The sequence below is a fragment of the Streptomyces sp. NPDC086554 genome (genome assembly GCF_040686095.1).
Taxonomy (GTDB): Bacteria; Actinomycetota; Actinomycetes; order Streptomycetales; family Streptomycetaceae; genus Streptomyces.
Genome location: NZ_JBFBJK010000009.1, coordinates 184,597 through 202,015, shown reverse-complemented (window position 1 = coordinate 202,015; position 17,419 = coordinate 184,597). Strand labels below are relative to the sequence as shown.

Sequence of the window (17,419 nt, the reverse complement as noted above, 5' to 3'; positions counted from 1 at the left end):
CCGCCGACCAGACGGCGAAACGAGGTGGGGGCTGTGCCGGCATGGCGGCGTGGAATTGTGTGGGGCGTGCTGGGAGCAGCAGTCGTGGCGGTGATCGCGACGACGCCGATCCTGCTCGAAGCTGCCGCACCAGACGGCATGAACTGGAGCCAGCTGAGTAATGTCAGCCAGACATACGGCGCACTCTCCGTGCTCTTCTCAGCAGCGGCACTGATCGGCGTGATCGCATCACTTGCCTATCAGGCCCGCCAAACTCGCATCACGCACGAGGAGACACAGCGTTCCGCACATCGGGAGCTACTGCTGCAGGCGATCAACGACCCCTCTCTGATGCCGTGCTGGGAGGCCCCGTTGAGGGGGATGCCTATGACACAAGAGGGCATTCGACGACAGATGTTCACGAACTTGATAGTCAACACGTGGCGGACGGACTTCAGGCTGAAGCGGACTGGGGAACCGGCGATGCGCGTGATTCTCGATGGCCACTTTCAGGGTGAGATCGCTCGCACTCACTGGGAACGAAACCGAGCAAATTGGCGAGAGTACGCTGCAGCGGAAGGTGATGCGCGCAGCCGCAGGTTCGTCGAACTGGCCGACGAGGCGTACGCCCGAGCGGTCGCCGCAGGCCCGCCCATCGCTGCGGATGACTACTACCTGCCGAACGCATCGTGACACTCCCGGAAACATATCGAGAGGCCGCCGCATCTCGCACGCTCGACTGAGCAAAGCCCCAGCTCGGCCTGCCCCTTCATCAGAGCCACACCCAAGTCCCTTTGTGACACGCTCAGCCAGCCCAACGGGTGCCGGGCCAACTGACCGGCTCGATCCCAGCACCCCCTTCACAGCACATGCCTTCGACGTAAAGGATGGGAGCGATCGCGTGCTAGTTCGGCACGTCGCTCGTTATGAAGTGCAGCAAAGGCGCCGGGCGGGCAAGCGCTGATGGCCCTTGTCCACCCGCCAATGGAGGGAATCATGGGCGATCGCAGCACGATCGAGTGGACTGAGGCGACCTGGAATCCCACCACAGGATGCGACCGGGTCTCTCCCGGGTGCGACAACTGCTACGCCCTGACGTTATCCAGACGTCTGAAAGCGATGGGGGTCGCGAAGTACCAGGCAGACGGTGACCCCAGGACATCGGGCCCAGGTTTTGGCCTCACCCCGCATCCAGACGCGCTGGCCGTTCCCCTTCAGTGGAAGGCGCCGCGGATGGTCTTCGTCAATTCCATGAGCGACCTCTTCCATGCCAAGGTCCCCCTGGACTTCGCTCGGCAGGTCTTCCAAGTGATCGCCGAGACGCCTCAGCACACCTACCAGCTACTGACCAAGAGGGCCCGCAGGCTGCGCCGTGTGGCCGGCGAGCTCGACTGGCCGCCGAATCTGTGGATGGGCGTCTCCGTCGAAAGTGCGGAACACCTGGACCGTGTCGATGATCTCCGACAAGTTCCTGCTGCCGTGCGCTTCCTGTCCTGTGAACCTCTGCTCGGCCCGCTGACCGGTCTGCGCCTGGACGGCGTCGGCTGGGTGATCGCCGGAGGGGAGTCCGGGCCCCACCATCGCCCCGTCCGGGAAGAGTGGCTGATGGATATCCGCGATGCCTGCAACGACGCCGATGTCCCCTTCTTCTTCAAACAATGGGGTGGTCGCACCCCGAAGTCCGGAGGTCGCGAACTCGACGGAGCGATCTGGGACGAGATGCCTCCCCGGCTTCCTGTCGCCGCTCATTAACGGCCAAAGTCCAACAGCACACCGCACGCGCTCTGGTGACCTATGGCAACGATGTGTGACCCTCTCCCCAGCGGGGCCAACGGGAGGTAGCAGGGGGAGCGGTCGTGGCCGTACCGAAGGAAACCGTGTGGGAACGCGATCCACACACGGCAGCCAAACAGACTTACTGCAGCAGTACTTGAAGGCATGGGCGCCGATTCTGCTGTCACGGCACGACGTGATCAGCTACGCGGAAGGCTTCGCGGGGGCCGGTGTCTACAAACGGGGTGAGCCCGGCTCCCCAGTCATCGCGTACGAGGTCTTCGCCGACACTCTGCACAGGTTCCCGAAACGTATGCGCGTGGTCCTCATGGAAGAGGACGCCCGGCGCGTCAAGGAATTACAGCACCAGATGGAGTTCGCCCGCTCCCGGCAGCCGGACAGCATCGCCCAACGAATGGCCGTAGACATACGCCACGGAGACTTCCGCCCGACCCTCGTGCAGAAGCTGCGGGAGCTGGGGCGTTACCCCAGCACCGAAGTGATGGTGACATTCGAGCCCGCCTTCCTCACGCGGTTCGCCGAGAAGCACGACGGCCACCGCCAACTCGGAGACGCAGCCTTCGGCAGCCAGGAGTGGCAATCGGTATTCCAGCAGCCTTCCTCGCACAAGTTCACGTTCCTGCGCGAGCAATACCGGGCCGCGTTACGCCGGGCCGGTTTCACCCACACTCTGTACTTCGAGATGATCGACGAGGGCAACAGGAAGCTCTACCTGATCTTCGGCACCCAGCACGAGCTGGGACTGGAGAAGATGAAGGACGCCATGTGGAAGGTGGACCCTTCGTACGGCGTCCGCTACCGCGACCCCCGGGACACCCAACAGCAGATGCTGGAGCTCGTATTCGAACCCGATACAGCCCCGCTGCGACGGATCCTGCGCGACTTCATCTCCGAAGCTCCCGACGGGCGAACCATCCCGGAGCTCAAGCGATACGCCCTCTTGGAAACCGTCTACCGACCCGCACAAGTGATCGACGCCGTCCGACAGCTACGCGACGCGGACGCCGTGGCGACGAACCCTCGCGCCATCAACAACAAGACGCGAGTGCACCTGGCCGCGGCACCTCCGGCCTCCAGTGCGTCAGCCGAGCAGGGCGCCCTCTGGTGAACAGACCCCGAGGGCGTACCAACGGCAGGACAGGCTTCGCCAGTGCAGGCTGGCGAGGCCCGTCGTGCCAGTGTCCGGTGCGGATGATCCTTGCGGGTCTCCGAGGTGCTGACCTGCGGCGTGCAGGGTTGGCTTGAGCGTCTGCTGATCAGGCTGCGTAGATCTACTTTGCATCTTCGGTGAGTCGTTGGTTGATCGTTCTCGACGAGGTCGGGCTGAGCGGTTCCGCCCTGATCGACTAGGGTCTGGGCCCTGGGCTCAGCCTTGTTCGATGGGGTGGGCCCATCCGTTGTGGGGGAGGGTTGGCTTGGCTGTCCCGTGGGAGCTTGTGATCTCGACTGCGGGTGGCGTTGCTGCCACTGTCGTAGGTGTCGTGGCGGGCGGCGTCGTCGGACGACGCGGTCAGAACGAGCAGTGGGTCCGGGACAACCGGACGACGACCTATGCGACGCTCATGAGGGAGTTCACCAAGGTCGAGATTGAACTCCGTGAAGCCTTCATTGAGGATCGCCCCAACAGGCTGGACTGGGCGCCCTGGAATGCGGCGCTGGTCGCGCTCAGCCTGGTGGCGACGCGGGAGGTCGCGGCTGCGGCGTGGAGATTGACCGATGCCGTCGGACGTTTCGCGCTTCTGGTCGACCGCTCTCCGAAAACGCGGGAGGACTTGCAGGAGATCCACGGTGCTCTGGCCGCTGCTCAGCTCGCCTTTGTGAACGCGGCCCGCAGGTCCCTGGACAGTTCGCAGCAGTCGCTTGATTTGCAACTCGGAGGTCCACCTCCGTGGCGCGAGGTCGAACCATATGCTCCCGCGCCGTCCGCGGGCGAGCCCGCGTAGGCAAAGGCCGTTCTACCCCTCGATACGGTTCAGGAGATGAGACGGCCAAGGTCGTTGTCTCGCTGCTGGATCTTTTCGATTTCGGACCAGGATGGCGGCCCGCCCAGGCGCCAGGAGACCTGCTGCTTCTCCGAGGGGTGGAGCGATCGCCTGGCGGCGTGAACGAAATTCCGTTGTGCGGCGTCGAGTTTCTGGAGGATCTGGCGCAGCTTCTCCAGGTCTTTCGGTTCTCCGAACGGGAATGTGCTGAATTCTCCGATGGCCGTGCAGAGTTCGTCGGCCGCTGTTCCGGTGTCGGAGTCGGCGATCAGGCTGACGGATATCAGCGAGGCGTTCCACTCCTCCCAGTCGACTCCCTCCGGGTTCCTTTCCTCCCAGTATGCGTGGCGCATGCCGATCTCCACTGCGGTGAAGCTTTGAAGAAACCGCTCATATGCTGCGGCCTTCCGGTCGCGTGTCCACTGTCGGCCCTCGTTGCGCCGTCCGGCCAGGGTGCCGACGAGGATGCCCAGGATGGTCGCGGCGGCTCCGCTGGCTGTGGATATGAGAGTTCCCCAGGGGGCGTCCATGATGTTCTGCCTTTCAGAGATACGTCCGAGCAGCTCGAATTTTCACAAGCGAGCGGGAGTGTGCGGGGAGGAGGAGGTCCGTGCGGCCCGCTGGCGGGCGGTCAGGCCCGGCAGGTTGCGCTGCCGGCGGTACGACGCGAAGGCGCGTACGGGAGCGGCGTGCTCGAACGGCACGGCCCATGTCTCAGGCAGCGGGCGCCGCAATTCCGACCCGTCAGGTGCGACGTACAGGACCGCGAACCCGGTTGTCGACGGCCCGGCGGAACCACCCGGCAGGACCTCTAACGCATGGACCATGTCCGGCTAGCCCCACCCCTCGCCGCAAGGTAACTCTTCAGCCCGCAGCATCCCACGCAAAGTGAAACTTCAATCCGCAGTCTTCGACGTCACAGGTGTGGGGCGACATGAAGGTGTCAGTGATTCCGACAGCAGGAGTGTCAGCGGTTGTTGGCGGTGATCGCGGCTGTTAGGGCCGACTGGTTGTGGTGCGAGACGGTATCCGAGCTGTTCGGCAGCTCTTGTCGAGCAAGATCAGTGTGTTCGTTGGGGATCCCTAACGAACGTCTTCACTCTCCGGCCCTGGCGCGCTGCTCGTCACCAAGGCGAGCCAGGCTGTCGGCGGCCCACTTGCGGGCGTTACCGGCCAGGGTGGTGTCGTTGGCGAGGTGGGCGAGCAGCCCAGCGGCGCGCGCGTCACCGAGGTCACCCAGTCCTCCAGCCGCTATCGCGCGGGCGAAGGCGGGCTGGGTGGTATCAGCGGTGAAAGCAATAAGCATCTCGGCGGCCTCGTTTTTGAGCCCGTCCAGCTTGGCCACGTCCCGGGCGGCCTGTACACGGGCGTAGCTGTCCAGGGTGGTGTCGTTGGCGAGGTGGGTGAGTAGCCCGGCGGCGCGCTTCTCGTGCCCGGTCAGCTTGCTCAGGGCTGTGGCAGCCACCACCCGGTTCATACAGCTGATGGTGGTGTCGTTGGCGAGGCGGGTGAGCAGCCCGGCGGCGCGCGCGTCACCGAGGTCACCCAGGGCCTGGACGGCCTTCTCTCGGTTCATCTCGGTTACGGCCTCGTCGGTGTCGAGGGTGCGGTCGGCGGCGAGGGTGGCGAGCAGTCCGGCGGCGCGCGCGTCGCCAAGTTCGACCAGAGCCCGGGCGGCCTCTCCGCGGGCGTAGCTGCTCAGAGTGGTGTCGTTGGCGAGGTGGGCGAGGAGCCCCGCGGCGCGCTCGTCGCCGAAGGCGACGATGGCCCGGACTGCCTTGTCGCGGTCGTAGCGGCTCAGGGTGGTGTCGGCGCCGAGGTCGGCGAGCAGTCCAACGGCCTCGTTCCTGTAGCCGTCCAGCTGCGCCAAGTACCGGGCGGCCTGTACACGGGCGACGCCGCCCAAGGTGGCGGCGCTGGCGAATCGGGCGAGCTGGCCTGCGGTAGGGCCGGGGGGAAGATTGGTCCTCAGCTCTACTTGTGTTGTGAGGAACAGGTAGGCGGCGTATCCCCCGTGTTCGGTGAGTGCCTCCATGTATCGGATGGTCTCAGCTGTGATGCGGTCCTGGGGGGCGAGGAGTCCGTCAAGGAGGAAGCCGAGGTAGGAGGCATCCAGGTCGGGCGGTTCCAAGCGACCGCTGCTAGGAACGCTTGGGGGCGAGATCAGGCTGTGTAGGAGTTGGGTACGGGTCTGCTCGTCGCGGGTGGCGTGGCGGGCGGCGTGGTATTCGAGGAGGGTTTGGTGGAGGAAATCAAAGTCGCCTGCGCGTTGAGTCAATAGACCGGTGGGCCGTAGGAGATCCTCCAGGAAAGCGTTCCACAGCAGTTCTTTGACCTTGTCTGGACGCTGTCCGTGAGGATGGGCGGCTATGATCTTGACAGCTGGGGCAGGATTCCCGTTGGCCTTTTCGTAGGCCAGGTAGTCGATCAAGTCTGGCAAGTGGTAGCGGACGCGTTGCGCGGCCTGCTCGACTGCCTCGTTGTCCCGGAGTATCTGGTAGCGATCTCTCAGTTCACGGATCGCCTTGTCCTGCGTACTCGCGACCTGCTTGTGGCTGTTCTGTTCATAGAGCAGTTCGAGGAACGACTGGTAGACCCCCGAACGCCCTTCAGGCAGGTGCCGGGAGGGATCGGCCGCGTACAACTGGCACAGCATGAAGGCCATCAGCGGGGTACGAGCCAACACGCCCAGGCGGGAGGAGTTGAGGCTGGCCAGGAATACCCTGGCGTGGCGGCCGGGGCCGTCCAGGGTTTGAAACCAGCGTGTGGCATAGGTGAACAGGTCTTTGTGGGAGAAGGGCTGTAGTTCGTAGCGCGGCGTGTGCCCGCCCAGCGCGCCGAGTTCTTGTTCGGGCAGGGGGCGGGTTGCCACGACGCACTGGTACAACCCCTCCCCGGATGAAACTGCGCTGGCGAGCATCGTCAGGACAGCAACGCGGGTCGCTGCGTTGGGGATCTCATCGACGCCGTCGACCAGCACCAGCCAGCTCACCCCGGCGCGTGGAGGGTGGCGGAAGAAGTCCGCCGTGAGTTCGTCAAGCAGCCCCACCCGCCGCAGGTCGCCGGTCACAGCCTTGGCGAGAGCTGTCGGCAGCGAGTCCGAGCCGGTCAGGGCCGCCACGCTCACCATGACCGGGATCGTCTTTCCGCCCCTGCCCCCCAGCCAGCTTTCGGCTGAGCTGGCGAGGTGAGCACGTAGCAACGTGGACTTTCCACCCCCGGGACGGCCCACCAGCACACACAGAGTGCCGTCCCGGAAGACCTCGGCAGCGGGCACTGCCGACCCAGTGGAGTCTCCACTCTCCGTGGCATCGCCCGGACTCGGGCTGCCCGGATCGCCCGCCTCCTGGGCACGAGCCTGCTGGCGCACATAGACGTCGGCCACCGGCGGCAGACGGTGGACGCCCAGTTCACCCGGATAAGGGTGCTGCGTGGCAGCGTTGAGCGCTGCCTTCAGGTATGCGGCAACCAGCGGAGAGTTGGCGGGTGCGGCAGCGCGGGGGCTCGTTTCTCTTGCCTGCTCCCACAGGTTCTTCCACAGTGCCTCGGTGGCTATCCACCGTGCCGTTGCTTGGCCGCGAGCAGGGCCGCCGAGTAGGTCTGCCGGTGGCTGTCCGGTCCACTCCAGCAGGACGCGGACCAGTGCCCACAAGGACCGGAAGTCCTTTGCCGGGCTGCCCCCCTCGAACCAGCCACCAACTGTCGTGGGCCTGAGCACCGCCAGCCCGGACTGCTCCAGCCAGCGGTTCGCCTGGGCGATCGCCTCCGTACGGTCCCTGCCCTGAAGCGCCGCCTGCTCCAGTTCTCGCAGCGCCTTGCGCAGCGTCTGCCGTCCCGCGCCGAGGTTCGTCTTCTTGCTCATCGCGGCCCTTCTCCTGCGCCCCGGATCCGGCGGATCCGCTCAGGACCGGGCTGGATACGCATGTGACCTGGCCTTTTGTCTGTGCCGTCCGCTCGGTCCGGCACGTCTTCGCCGTTCCGGGTCGCTCCTGTGAGATGGCCCCGTGCCGTTCGTCGGACGGCGGCACGGACGGAGGGACTGCCATGGACGTCACCGCCTGGGCCCTGGTGCCCGTGGCCGGCATGCTGGTCGCGGCCACCGCGGCCGTGCTGATCGTCGTTGTTGCGCTGACAGACACCGCCTCGCGGGACCGTGTCATGGTCCTCAGGGCTGTCGCCGAGGTGATCCGCGCCGTGCGGGGCCGCAGGTGACGGTCCGTCTTCGGCCCCGCGACACCGGCCGTGTCCGCGCCACCAGTCCTCCCCGGCCGGTGCGCGGTGCCTATGTCCAGCCGGGAGCCCAGGTCGAGGGCGGATCGGCTTGATCTGCGACAGCGGGCCCACGACGTTCTGCCATAACGCGGTCATCGGTCCGGACGGCCGTCGCACGGCTCGGCGTGCACCTGGTCGAGGTTGTCTAAGTCGCCTTCGGCGTCGCTGCCGTACGGACCGAAGAGCCCGACCTGCCCCGGCACGACTCGCGCCCAGAACGAGGGCGTTGTCTTTCAGGCGGTGAGGCTGCGGGACCACCGGGTGCTCCCTTCGAGCGGGGCGGGAACGTTGGAGGCCCGGAGTTCCTTGAGGTCCGGGATGTGGTTGTAGAGGGTGCCGACGGAGACGCCGAGGATCTTCGCGATCGACTCCACGCTGTTCTCCGGGTTGGGCAGCATGTCCTTGGCTTGCGGAGCAGGTCGTCATTGACGACCGTGGGCCGGCCGCCGACGCGGCCGCGGGCCCGCGCAGCCGCGAGGCCCTCGTTGGTGCCCTGCACAATCAGCTCGCGGATGAACTCAGCGAGCGCGGCGAAGACGTGGAAGATCAGGCGCCCGCCGGGGGTGGTGGTGTCGAGCCGCTCGTGCAGCGAGGTGAAGCCGATGCCGCGCTCGCGCAGGGCCGCGACCATGTTCACCAGGTCCTGGAGCGAGCGGCCGTAGCGGTCCAGGGAGGGGACGACGAGGGTGTCGCCGGGCTGAAGAAAGGCGTGACACGCCTTCAGCTCGGGACGCAGGTCGTTCTTGCCGGACTTCTTGTCCGCGAAGATGCGCCGACACGTCGCCGCGGTGAGCGCGTCGATCTGCCGGTCGAGCTTCTGCCCGTCGGTGGAGACACGGGCGTAGCCGATGCGGATCTCGCTGGGGTGGAGCGGGAAGGCGACTAGAAGGTCGTCGCCGGTGTCGAGCACGTCGGTGAGGGTCGTCACACCGCCAGTGTGCCGTCAACTAACCAACGTTTTCTGAGGATCGGCCGACGATCACCGAAAGAGGCTCCAGGGCTGTGACCTTCAGATGTCCGTGACGCCGAATCTTCACCGATATCTGGCGCGGTGAACGTGGTCGGCCCCGCTGAAGACACACTCCAGCGAGGCCGACCACGGGCGCTTACAGTGCGAGGTGCTCCCGCTGCTTGCCGCGCTGGCGGGGCAGTTCGTCACCAAGGGTGAGGTCGAGGGTGGGGAACTGCTTGGTGATCTCGTCGTGGGTAAGGGGGGCGGTGACGGGGATCTCCCAGTAGGTGCCGTTTGCTCGCTGGTCAGGGGTCCACTGTCCGTTGGGGTCGATGGCGCGGATGCGTGTCACGATGCCGTCGGTGACGTAAACCATGGCCTTGGCGCGGTGGCGCTTGGCATCGTCCAGGGGCCAGTACATGCGGTCAGAGTCGTACTGGGCCCGGCTGTGGTCCCCTTGTCCGGTCTCGCCGTACGAGCGGCCGTCGTTGTCCACCTTGGGCTTGCTGCTGCGGTAGACGACGTAGGCGAAGTCGCCCTCGTCGGACAGGGCCCTGTAGATCGTGGCGCGACTGGTGTGGAAGGTGTCGGCGATCTGCTGCACGGTGTACTCCTCGCTGTCGTACATCTGGCGGGCCATGCGGACTTGGGTGGCGGTCAGGGTGGGGCGGCGGCCGCCGGTGCGGCCGCGGGAGCGGGCGGAGGCAAGGCCCTCGTGGGTGCCTTCGACGATCAGCTCGCGTTGGAACTCGTCGATGGCGCCAAGCATGTGGAAGGCCAGGCGGCCGGTAGGGGTGGAGGTGTCGATGCCCTGCTTGAGCACGAGCAGGTCGATGCCACGCTCGCGCAGGCTCTCGGCGAGTTCGATCAGGTGCTTGAGCGAGCGGGCGGCGCGGGCGAGCCGGGTGATGACGAAAGTGTCGCCGGCGCGGGCGTAGTCGAGCGCCTTGTCGAGTTCGGGGCGGCTGGCGAGCTTGCCGGACGCCTTGTCGATGAAGATCTTGTCGCACCCGGCTTCGGTGAGTGCGTCGCGCTGGGAGTCGGGGTTCTGGTCGCGGGTGCTGACGCGCCCGTAGCCGATCTTCGCCGTGGCTGAAACGTCCTCACAAACGGTTGTCGGGGCGCCATTCCGGCCATTGATTCCGTACACGGGTTGTGAACTCCATTGGCGGAGTGGCGAGCTGGGACGTTGGCAGTTCCACCGAGGCGCTCGCAATGGTGCTCACAGACGATCGTTTCCGAACACCATGTGGGGCGCCCTTCGCAACCGGCAGTTGATGCAACTCCGCTCCCGACGCGGGCTACTCAGTCCTGGCCAGCCAGTTCATCTCACCCCTGGCAGGCTCCGCAGCTCGCTGATCTTCAGGATTCGCATGAGGAGCACGAAGAGCAGGAGCATCGTGACGCCTCCCGTGGCCAGGCCCAGGACGGGCGCCCATGCGGTCGACGTGGCGGTGGTGGCGCACGTGCGCGCCACGAGCCAGCCCAGGGTCCCTGCCGCGAGGGCGGAAGCCGTCAGCTTGCCGTAGGTGCGGCACAGTCTCTTGCCGTCCAGTCGGCCGTCGAGGCGTCGTCGCAGCAGCAGCGCGGTGATGAGGAGACCGATGCCGTACGAGAGGGCGTAGGCGGCCGCCAGGCCGGTGACTGCCCAGCGTGGGGGCATCAGCAGATGGCAGGCGGTGGCCAGCGCAATGTTGGCCGCGCTGATCCACACCGCCATCCAGAACGGGGTTCGGGTGTCCTCGAAGGCGTAGAAGCCGCGCAGCAGCATGTACTGCGCCGAGAAGGGGATCAGGCCGAGCCCGAACGCCTGGAGCATCTGGCCCAGCGGCACGATAGACGTCGGATCGGCCGCTCCGTGGGCGAAGACCACCTGCGCCACCTGCGGGCCAAGGGCCACGAAGAAGAAGGCAGCCGGAACGATGACGACGCCGCTGATCCGCAGGGCCCGGGAGAGGTCCGTGCACAGGTCGTCCAGGCGGTCTTCGGCGACGGCCCGGCTCATCCGCGGCAGCAAGGCGGTGACCAGCGAGACGGTGATCACCGACTGCGGCAGCGACCAGATGGTCTGCGCGTAGGTATAGGCGGAGAAGCCCACCCCTCCGTCGGGTAGTGCCGTGTCCGCGGCGGAGGCGTAGCGGGTCACGACGGTGCTGGCCACGAGGTTGGTGAGCACGAACAGCAGGGTCCAGCGGGCTGCGCTGATGCTCTTGCCCAGGCCCGTGCCGCGCCAGTCGAAGCGTGGGCGGAAGCGGAATCCGGCGGCTCGGGCAAAGGGGATCAAGGCGAGGGCCTGGATTGCCAGGGCGAGCGTGGTGCCCGCGCCGAGCAACGTGACCTGGGTCGGTGTGATGTCCTGGACCGAGTCCGGGACGGTCATCATGCCGAGATACACGCCGAACATGGAGATCAGCACGACGTTGTTGAGGACCGGGGTCCACATCATCGCCCCGAACTTGTTCCGGGCGTTGAGGACTTGGCCCAGGATGCTGAACAGTCCGTAGAAGAAGATCTGCGGGAGCAGGAACCGGGCGAAGACCACCGTCAGCTGGAACGCCTCGTGGTTGGCCGGAGTATCGCTCTGATAGAGGCTGATGATCTGCGGCGCCGCCCACACCGCCAGCAGCGTGCCGACTCCTAGCACCGACATCGTGAGGGTGACCAGGCGCTGCTCGAAGGCCCGTCCGCCGTCCGCGTGCTCAAGTCTGGCCCTCACCAACTGCGGCACCAGCACGGAGTTCAGCGCGCCGCCGATGAGCAGGAAGTACAGGCTCGCCGGCACCACATTGGCCTGGTTGTAAGTCGTGGCCAGCAGCCCTGTCCCCAGCGCCCCGGCCTGCAGGACAGTTCTGAGCAGGCCCGTCGCCCGGGACACCACCGTCCCCGCCGCCATCAGCAGGGACGAGCGCATCAGCCCGCCCTTCGCCACCCTCGGCTTCGTAGCGGCGTGCCGCCCCCGCTTCCGTTTTCCCCGTGATCGCGTTCCCGCCACAGCCTGCGTCCCCTCCACCATGTGCCCAATCTAAGGCGTTGAGATCATCATCTTGTGCCCCGATCAGGCTCTCCCGTCGGCCCGCAGGAGCCCAGTCGACAATGGAGCTGGCTGGAGACTGCAGTCCTGGCCTACGTCGGCCCGGCAGCGACGGCGGTAGCTACTGACAACAACTCCGTGCTCAACACTCGCCCGGATCTAGACGCTCCCCCGAGAGTGCGAAGCGCCGGCTTCGTGCACCCGCGCGCCGGTGAGGAAGGTCGGGGCAGGGCGGCATGCTGGTGAGCATGGCGACACCCGCCGTGGAGTCCGCGGCGCTGGGCGAGCTGACAGAGGCCCAGCGCGAGGCGGCGATGCGCCGGTTCGCGGTGCTGCGGCCGCACATCGAGGACGGGGTTCCGCTGATGCGGGCCGCCGCCGAAGCGGGCGTCGCCTGCCGAACCGCCCAGAGGTGGGCCGCCGCCTACCGCAGCCAGGGCCTTGCCGGCCTCGTCCGTGCCCGCCGCTCGGACGCCGGGCGCCGCCACATCCCCGAGGAACTCCAGCACCTGATCGAGGGCCTGGCCCTGCGCCGCCCGGCTCCGTACCTGACGTGGGTGCACCGGCGGGCGGCCGAGGCGGCGGCGTCGGTCCCGGCGGCCTCGCGCGGGTTCGACGGCGGAAAGAAGATCAACGGCAGGCGCCGGCACGTCATCACGGACTGCCTCGGCCTGCTGTTGGTGGTGCTGGTGGCCGCGGGCAACGTCACTGACCGGCAGGCCGCCCGAGTGCTCCTGCCTCAACTCCGTGAGCGGTTCAGGAAGATCACGCTGGTGTGGGCGGACGGCGGCTATCGCGGGCGGCTGGTCACGTGGGTGCGGGAAGAACTCCAGCTCACGCTGGAGATTGTCAAACGCAGTGACGACATGAGCGGGTTCGTGGTGCTACCGAGACGGTGGGTGGTCGAGCGCACACTGGGGTGGCTGATGCGATCCCGGCGGCTGGTAGGGAACTTCGAGACGTTGCCCGCCTCCAGCGAGGCGTTCATCTATTTCTCGCAGGCCATGCTCATGAGCCGCCGTCTGGCCCGCCGGGTCTGAGCTGGTGGAAGGCATCTCAGTACGCACAACGGCTCCCTACTGCGCGGCACTGCAGCAGCACGCAGGTACCCGGGTCAGCAGCCGATCCGGGCTTCTGCAGGGCAGCAAGGGGAAGGTGAGCGGTGGCGCATTCGACATGATCGGCGCGCTGAGATGTTCGGTCTGAAGGTGCCGGTTCCTCTCCCGGTTCGATGGCCTGTCGCGTTGCCGGTACCGGACTGCGTCGAGTGGTCAGGATCGTGAGGAAGCCACGGTGATCGGCAGGCCCCTATGGGGACACGCTCCGCCGGTCCGGCACCGACAACGCCATCCCAGGCGAGGGGTCGACACCAGCGTCAGGCTCGCCCCTCCCTCATCCGCACCAAGCCAGGAGGGCGGCAGTACGGCCCCGTTGGGTGCGCGCCCAGAAGCTTTACCCAACCCCAGCCGAAGCACGCGGAGTTGGACTGTCAGTGGCGCGTGGTATTCCTGAAGGCATCACACTGCACGGATCATGCACGGAATATTTTGAGGCATAAAACCGTGTATCCTCGGCGGAGTTGAGACTTGGCAGGGTTGGAGGTGGACCGTGAGTGACCAGAAGGACTTGCTGGCGGATCCCGCCATGCTCGCCCTGGCGCGCGACTCTCGGGGGTGGACCCAGTCCGAGCTTGCCGAGCAGATGTCGCACGTGGACGGCAACCGCATCACGCAGGGGTACGTAAGCCGGGCCGAAGCCGGGCGCATCCCGGTCCGGGCCGAGCGGGTCCTCCTGTTCGCCGCCGCGCTTCGCTTCACACCCGAAATGCTGTGCCAGGCCGCCGATACGGCCGGGGCAGGCATCGGGCTGATACACCACCGCAAACGGGCCTCACTGGGAGCCCCCGCGCTGCGCCGAATCCATGCGACGCTGGCGCTCACCCGCCTCCAGGTCGAATCGGTAACGCGGGCGGCGGCCCTCCGTCATCCCCACCGGTTCAGGCACATTGAGGTCAACGATTTCGACACGCCCGCGGACGCCGCGGAGACGGTACGCGAAGAGTGGAACGTTCCCACCGGCCCCATCGACGATCTGGTCGCTCTGCTCGAACACGTCGGCGCCCTGGTCGTAGTCCGCGATCTGGGCACCACCGAACTCGACGCCGTAAGCCAGTGGCCGCATGGCCGAGCGCCGCTGGTGCTCCTCAACTCCACTGCCCCTGGCGACCGTTCACGCTTCAGCCTGGCTCACGAGCTGGGTCATCTGATCATGCACCGCGAGCCTGGCGAGGGACATGCTCAGGAGGCCCAAGCCGACCGGTTCGCCACTGAGTTCCTTATGCCGCACGAGGTCATCTTGGGCGAGTTGAAGCCCGGCATCGACGTCGCCCGCCTCATGGATCTCAAAGCCCGCTGGGGGGTCTCCATGGCCGCGCTCATCCGGCGGGCCGTGGACCTGGGTGTGATCAGCGAATGGCAGTACCGCACGCTCATGGTCGAGTTGTCCGCACTCGGCTACCGCACCAACGAACCAATCGTCATCCGGCGCGAGACCCCGCGTCATATCGCTCGGGCCGTCACCCGGCTTGAGGGACAGCACCACCTCAGTGTGACCGAGACCGCTCACCTGGCGGGCCTGGGTCGCGAGGAGTTCCACGAGATCTACTTGTGCGCTTCTTCTCCGTCCGGACACAAGGATGTGCCGGACCCTTCTGCGAGGTGATTCATGAGCAACGCCCCAGATCCGAGGCGGCGACCGCCTGCCGTGAAGACGCTCGACCACACCGTGGCAGCGGTACCGCTCCTGCAGGGACGCGTACTGCTGCACGAGCAAGCACGCAACATTCCACGGCCTCGCCCTGCCCTCGATGACGGCCTGAGCGGCGTGGTCATGACCGGCGCCAATGCCGACGCACGCGCCTTCCAGCTCCGCACCGATGTCGGCTACCAGGGCACTCTGCTGATCGACAGCGCCGTATACACCACGTACACGGCGACGGCAGAGGAGCCGTTCATGGCTCCTCCCGACGAACTGTTCGGCGCCGTGAACGACTCCTTGACCTTTCAGAAGGCTCGAGGGGCAACCGCAGCACTGACACCCACCGGGTATATCCCGCCGGCCAACTCCCGTGCCCTCAAGGCGGTGCTGCGGGAAGCCAACCGGATCGAGCGAGCTGACACGCTGGTCTCCCTTCCGATCGATGTCACCTGGCTGAACCGGGATAACATCGGCCAACTGATCGCGGTCTGTGCCAAGATCCGTCACCCGAAGGCCGTCATCCTCTTCCGCCAGTTCGACCCGCTGGAGCAGACGAAGGATGTCCCGGCCAACTTGCGCCGGCTGTTCACCGAGGTCGAGCACATGTCGCTGCTGCGCACAGACCTCGCAGCTCTCGACGTGATGGCGCATGGTGCCCTCTGTGCGGGAATAGGGGTTCAGAGTTCGCTCCGCCACGCGATACCGCCCGACGAGAAGGCCCAGATAGGCAAGCGCGGCGGCGGGCCCACCTACCCGCACGTGCTGATGCCGCAGTTGATGTGTTTCAAGGGCGCCGAGTCGCTGTCCACCCTCTACGCCAACGCAGATCCGGCAACGTGTGACTGCGAGGAGTGCGGCGGGCGCGGTCTCGACCGCTTCTTCCTGTCCGACGGCGACACACGGCGTGAGGCCGACAGCCACAACATCCTCACCTGGGGCGAATGGGTCAGCGACATGGCCGGCTACCAACCGGGCATCGAACGCAAGACGCGGTGGCGCAACAAATGCGCCGCGGCCGTCGACCGCTACGCGCTGGAAAACCAGCGCATCGGCCTGGGAGCGAGCCCCAGGTCCGGATTCCAAGTACCCGCGCCGCTCAAAGCATGGGCGACGTTGCCCGTCACTCCGTAGCCGGACGCGCCCCCTCAGGAGAGCTGACGGTGAACGTCTTCCAGGAACTTCCAGCCGGCAACCGTATGGCGTCTGCGTACGAAGGGGCTGGGTGGCACCACAACTTCGACCGCATCCCCCTGGAGGTGGAGCAATCCAATGCCGTAGAAGTCAGCGCGCATCACAGCCTCGTCCTTGCGCCGCAACACGCCGTCGATCAATACGGAACGAGCAGTGAATGGTGTAAACCGCTCGGCCTGCTCCATCGCCGACTCCCAGTTGCGTCCAGGCACGAACACCATGTCGACGTGGACCGGCTGGGTCGCCAGACGGGTAATCAATCCGTCGCGTCGAACCACCGCCCCCTTCGGCAGACCCTTCAACGCTCGGCGTTCCCTGTCGCTCAGTGATCCGGCAGGTACAGGCTCGCCGAGTGGCAGCGCCATCAAGAGGTTCAGGGCATCCGGTCGCGTCAGCGGTGACATCCCAGCAGCCGCCCGTCGCTCCCGCTCTCGCGCCTCGAATCGGTAGGCCGCAACGACCTTCGCCCCCACAGCTTCAACAACCGCCAGGTTCGCATCGCGGGGTACGAGATCGCCAGGAGCCAGCGCTCCCGCAACCATACCCAAGGGCTCTCGTGCCGCGATTGCCATCGACAAACCCGCTCTCGTCCTGCACCGACGCTCTCCCCAGCAGGGCTGTACGCGCTCATCCTTACCGCTTGCCCCGCGCCACCGGAAGCAGCCTCAACAACAAAGCCAACGGACCTCAACCGGCCCTAGACACGGGAAGGCATCCAAACGAACGGCAAGGCTAGTACGGACACTCGCGCGAACATCGACCGCCTCCCCGGATAGCTCCGCATCGGCCATCCGCCGTCCTCTCGTGCACAATCTGCACCCGCAACAGGTCGCGGACGAGCGATTGCGATCGTAGCCTTCCCGCGCCACGATGCCTACAGTTGTTCGAATTCTTGGGCCGCCCCGACCTATCGGAAGCAGCTACTTCCAAGCCGCGGCCGACCACCGCCGCGCCATCGGCCCTGCAGGGCAGAACCCCCGCCGAAACAAGCCGACAGGGGTCAACATCTGTCACGTCCGTGTCACAGCCCCTATGAGCGGGGTCCTGACTGTGGCTGTTTGACCAGGTGGAAGACCTCCCTGGCTGCGTAGCGTTTGAGGCAACGGACGATTTCGCGCCGGGACTTGCCCTCCTTGATCCGCCGCTTGCAGTAGTCCTTTGCGGGTCGCCCCGCAGCGGAGCGCGTCGCGTTGCCGTGTGGCTTGGACACTCCGGTCAGTCGTGTCATGAGTCAGACCCCAGACCCGGGACAGCACCCGCCCATCCTCCCAGCGTGGCTGCTGCGATAAAGGATCGTTCCCGAGACTCGTGCCTCGCATGGAAGCCACACTTCACATGGTGCGTCATCGGAAAGACATCACAAGAAATGAGCCCAAGAAAAGAACAGGTCAGAGGCAGTTTTGCTGTTCGCGATGTGGCGGGAAGGACGCCGGAGCGTCCAACGTGCGTCACGACTAGCAC

Annotated in this window: 13 protein-coding genes and 2 pseudogenes; 8 read left to right on the top strand and 7 right to left on the bottom strand. The window is 66.2% G+C overall.

Going from position 1 to position 17,419, the window contains the following annotated elements:
• Positions 1-84: 84 nt before the first annotated feature.
• The 4 genes from AB0O76_RS17225 (at position 85) to AB0O76_RS17210 (ending at position 3,716) form a co-directional block, all read left to right on the top strand.
• Positions 85-672 carry a DUF6082 family protein gene (locus AB0O76_RS17225; RefSeq protein WP_365491193.1) on the top strand — a complete coding sequence of 196 codons (588 nt, stop codon included), beginning with the start codon at positions 85-87 and terminating at the stop codon, positions 670-672.
• A 303-nt stretch (positions 673-975) separates the two neighbouring features.
• A complete protein-coding gene (locus AB0O76_RS17220; RefSeq protein ID WP_365491190.1) occupies positions 976-1,731 on the top strand; it encodes a phage Gp37/Gp68 family protein in 756 nt (251 codons plus the stop codon).
• Positions 1,732-1,909: 178 nt separating this feature from the next.
• Positions 1,910-2,881, top strand: coding sequence for a three-Cys-motif partner protein TcmP (tcmP, locus tag AB0O76_RS17215; protein WP_365491187.1), 972 nt, complete (start codon positions 1,910-1,912; stop codon positions 2,879-2,881).
• A 373-nt stretch (positions 2,882-3,254) separates the two neighbouring features.
• The gene (locus AB0O76_RS17210) at positions 3,255-3,716 is read left to right on the top strand and encodes a hypothetical protein (RefSeq protein WP_365491184.1); all 462 of its coding nucleotides are present in this window, start codon (positions 3,255-3,257) and stop codon (positions 3,714-3,716) included.
• Positions 3,717-3,745: 29 nt separating this feature from the next.
• On the opposite strand, the gene AB0O76_RS17205 is transcribed toward AB0O76_RS17210, so the two are convergent.
• Entirely contained in the window at positions 3,746-4,285 is a 540-nt protein-coding gene (locus tag AB0O76_RS17205) for a hypothetical protein (protein WP_365491182.1), read from the bottom strand.
• Between the two features lie 566 nt (positions 4,286-4,851).
• Positions 4,852-7,617 carry an NACHT domain-containing protein gene (locus AB0O76_RS17200; RefSeq protein WP_365491180.1) on the bottom strand — a complete coding sequence of 922 codons (2,766 nt, stop codon included), beginning with the start codon at positions 7,615-7,617 and terminating at the stop codon, positions 4,852-4,854.
• Between the two features lie 182 nt (positions 7,618-7,799).
• On the opposite strand from AB0O76_RS17200, the gene AB0O76_RS17195 reads away from it, so the two are divergent.
• Positions 7,800-7,967, top strand: a complete 168-nt coding sequence (locus AB0O76_RS17195) for a hypothetical protein (protein ID WP_365491178.1) — start codon at positions 7,800-7,802, stop codon at positions 7,965-7,967.
• Positions 7,968-8,260: 293 nt separating this feature from the next.
• On the opposite strand, the pseudogene AB0O76_RS17190 reads toward AB0O76_RS17195, so the two are convergent.
• The 3 genes and pseudogenes from AB0O76_RS17190 to murJ form a co-directional block, all read right to left on the bottom strand.
• Positions 8,261-8,937, bottom strand: a pseudogene (locus AB0O76_RS17190) (recombinase family protein).
• A gap of 196 nt (positions 8,938-9,133) precedes the next feature.
• The gene (locus tag AB0O76_RS17185) at positions 9,134-10,129 is read right to left on the bottom strand and encodes a recombinase family protein (protein ID WP_365491175.1); all 996 of its coding nucleotides are present in this window, start codon (positions 10,127-10,129) and stop codon (positions 9,134-9,136) included.
• 174 nt (positions 10,130-10,303) lie between these two features.
• Positions 10,304-11,890, bottom strand: coding sequence for a murein biosynthesis integral membrane protein MurJ (murJ, locus tag AB0O76_RS17180; RefSeq protein WP_365491578.1), 1,587 nt, complete (start codon positions 11,888-11,890; stop codon positions 10,304-10,306).
• 368 nt (positions 11,891-12,258) lie between these two features.
• Here murJ and AB0O76_RS17175 point away from each other — a divergent pair, with 368 nt between their 5' ends.
• From AB0O76_RS17175 to AB0O76_RS17165, 3 genes are all read left to right on the top strand, one after another.
• Complete coding sequence (locus AB0O76_RS17175; protein ID WP_365491172.1) at positions 12,259-13,050, top strand: transposase; 792 nt, start codon at positions 12,259-12,261, stop codon at positions 13,048-13,050.
• 604 nt (positions 13,051-13,654) lie between these two features.
• A complete protein-coding gene (locus AB0O76_RS17170) occupies positions 13,655-14,731 on the top strand; it encodes an XRE family transcriptional regulator (RefSeq protein WP_365491169.1) in 1,077 nt (358 codons plus the stop codon).
• Positions 14,732-14,773: 42 nt separating this feature from the next.
• Positions 14,774-15,898 carry a hypothetical protein gene (locus tag AB0O76_RS17165; RefSeq protein ID WP_365491166.1) on the top strand — a complete coding sequence of 375 codons (1,125 nt, stop codon included), beginning with the start codon at positions 14,774-14,776 and terminating at the stop codon, positions 15,896-15,898.
• Between the two features lie 14 nt (positions 15,899-15,912).
• Here AB0O76_RS17165 and AB0O76_RS17160 read toward each other — a convergent pair whose 3' ends face one another.
• Together AB0O76_RS17160 and AB0O76_RS17155 are read right to left on the bottom strand one after the other, a co-directional pair.
• Positions 15,913-16,530 carry a hypothetical protein gene (locus tag AB0O76_RS17160; protein ID WP_365491163.1) on the bottom strand — a complete coding sequence of 206 codons (618 nt, stop codon included), beginning with the start codon at positions 16,528-16,530 and terminating at the stop codon, positions 15,913-15,915.
• Between the two features lie 458 nt (positions 16,531-16,988).
• A pseudogene (locus AB0O76_RS17155) lies at positions 16,989-17,102 on the bottom strand (IS110 family transposase); the annotation flags it as partial.
• Positions 17,103-17,419: the final 317 nt, after the last annotated feature.

Bases quoted from the DNA above. Each gene is read 5' to 3' on its own strand.
- AB0O76_RS17220 (WP_365491190.1), top strand. From the start codon at position 976: ATGGGCGATCGCAGCACGATCGAGTGGACTGAGGCGACCTGGAATCCC.
- AB0O76_RS17205 (WP_365491182.1), bottom strand. From the start codon at position 4,285: ATGGACGCCCCCTGGGGAACTCTCATATCCACAGCCAGCGGAGCCGCC.
- AB0O76_RS17200 (WP_365491180.1), bottom strand. From the start codon at position 7,617: ATGAGCAAGAAGACGAACCTCGGCGCGGGACGGCAGACGCTGCGCAAG.
- AB0O76_RS17195 (WP_365491178.1), top strand. From the start codon at position 7,800: ATGGACGTCACCGCCTGGGCCCTGGTGCCCGTGGCCGGCATGCTGGTC.
- murJ (WP_365491578.1), bottom strand. From the start codon at position 11,890: ATGCGCTCGTCCCTGCTGATGGCGGCGGGGACGGTGGTGTCCCGGGCG.
- AB0O76_RS17175 (WP_365491172.1), top strand. From the start codon at position 12,259: ATGGCGACACCCGCCGTGGAGTCCGCGGCGCTGGGCGAGCTGACAGAG.
- AB0O76_RS17170 (WP_365491169.1), top strand. From the start codon at position 13,655: ATGCTCGCCCTGGCGCGCGACTCTCGGGGGTGGACCCAGTCCGAGCTT.
- AB0O76_RS17160 (WP_365491163.1), bottom strand. From the start codon at position 16,530: ATGGCAATCGCGGCACGAGAGCCCTTGGGTATGGTTGCGGGAGCGCTG.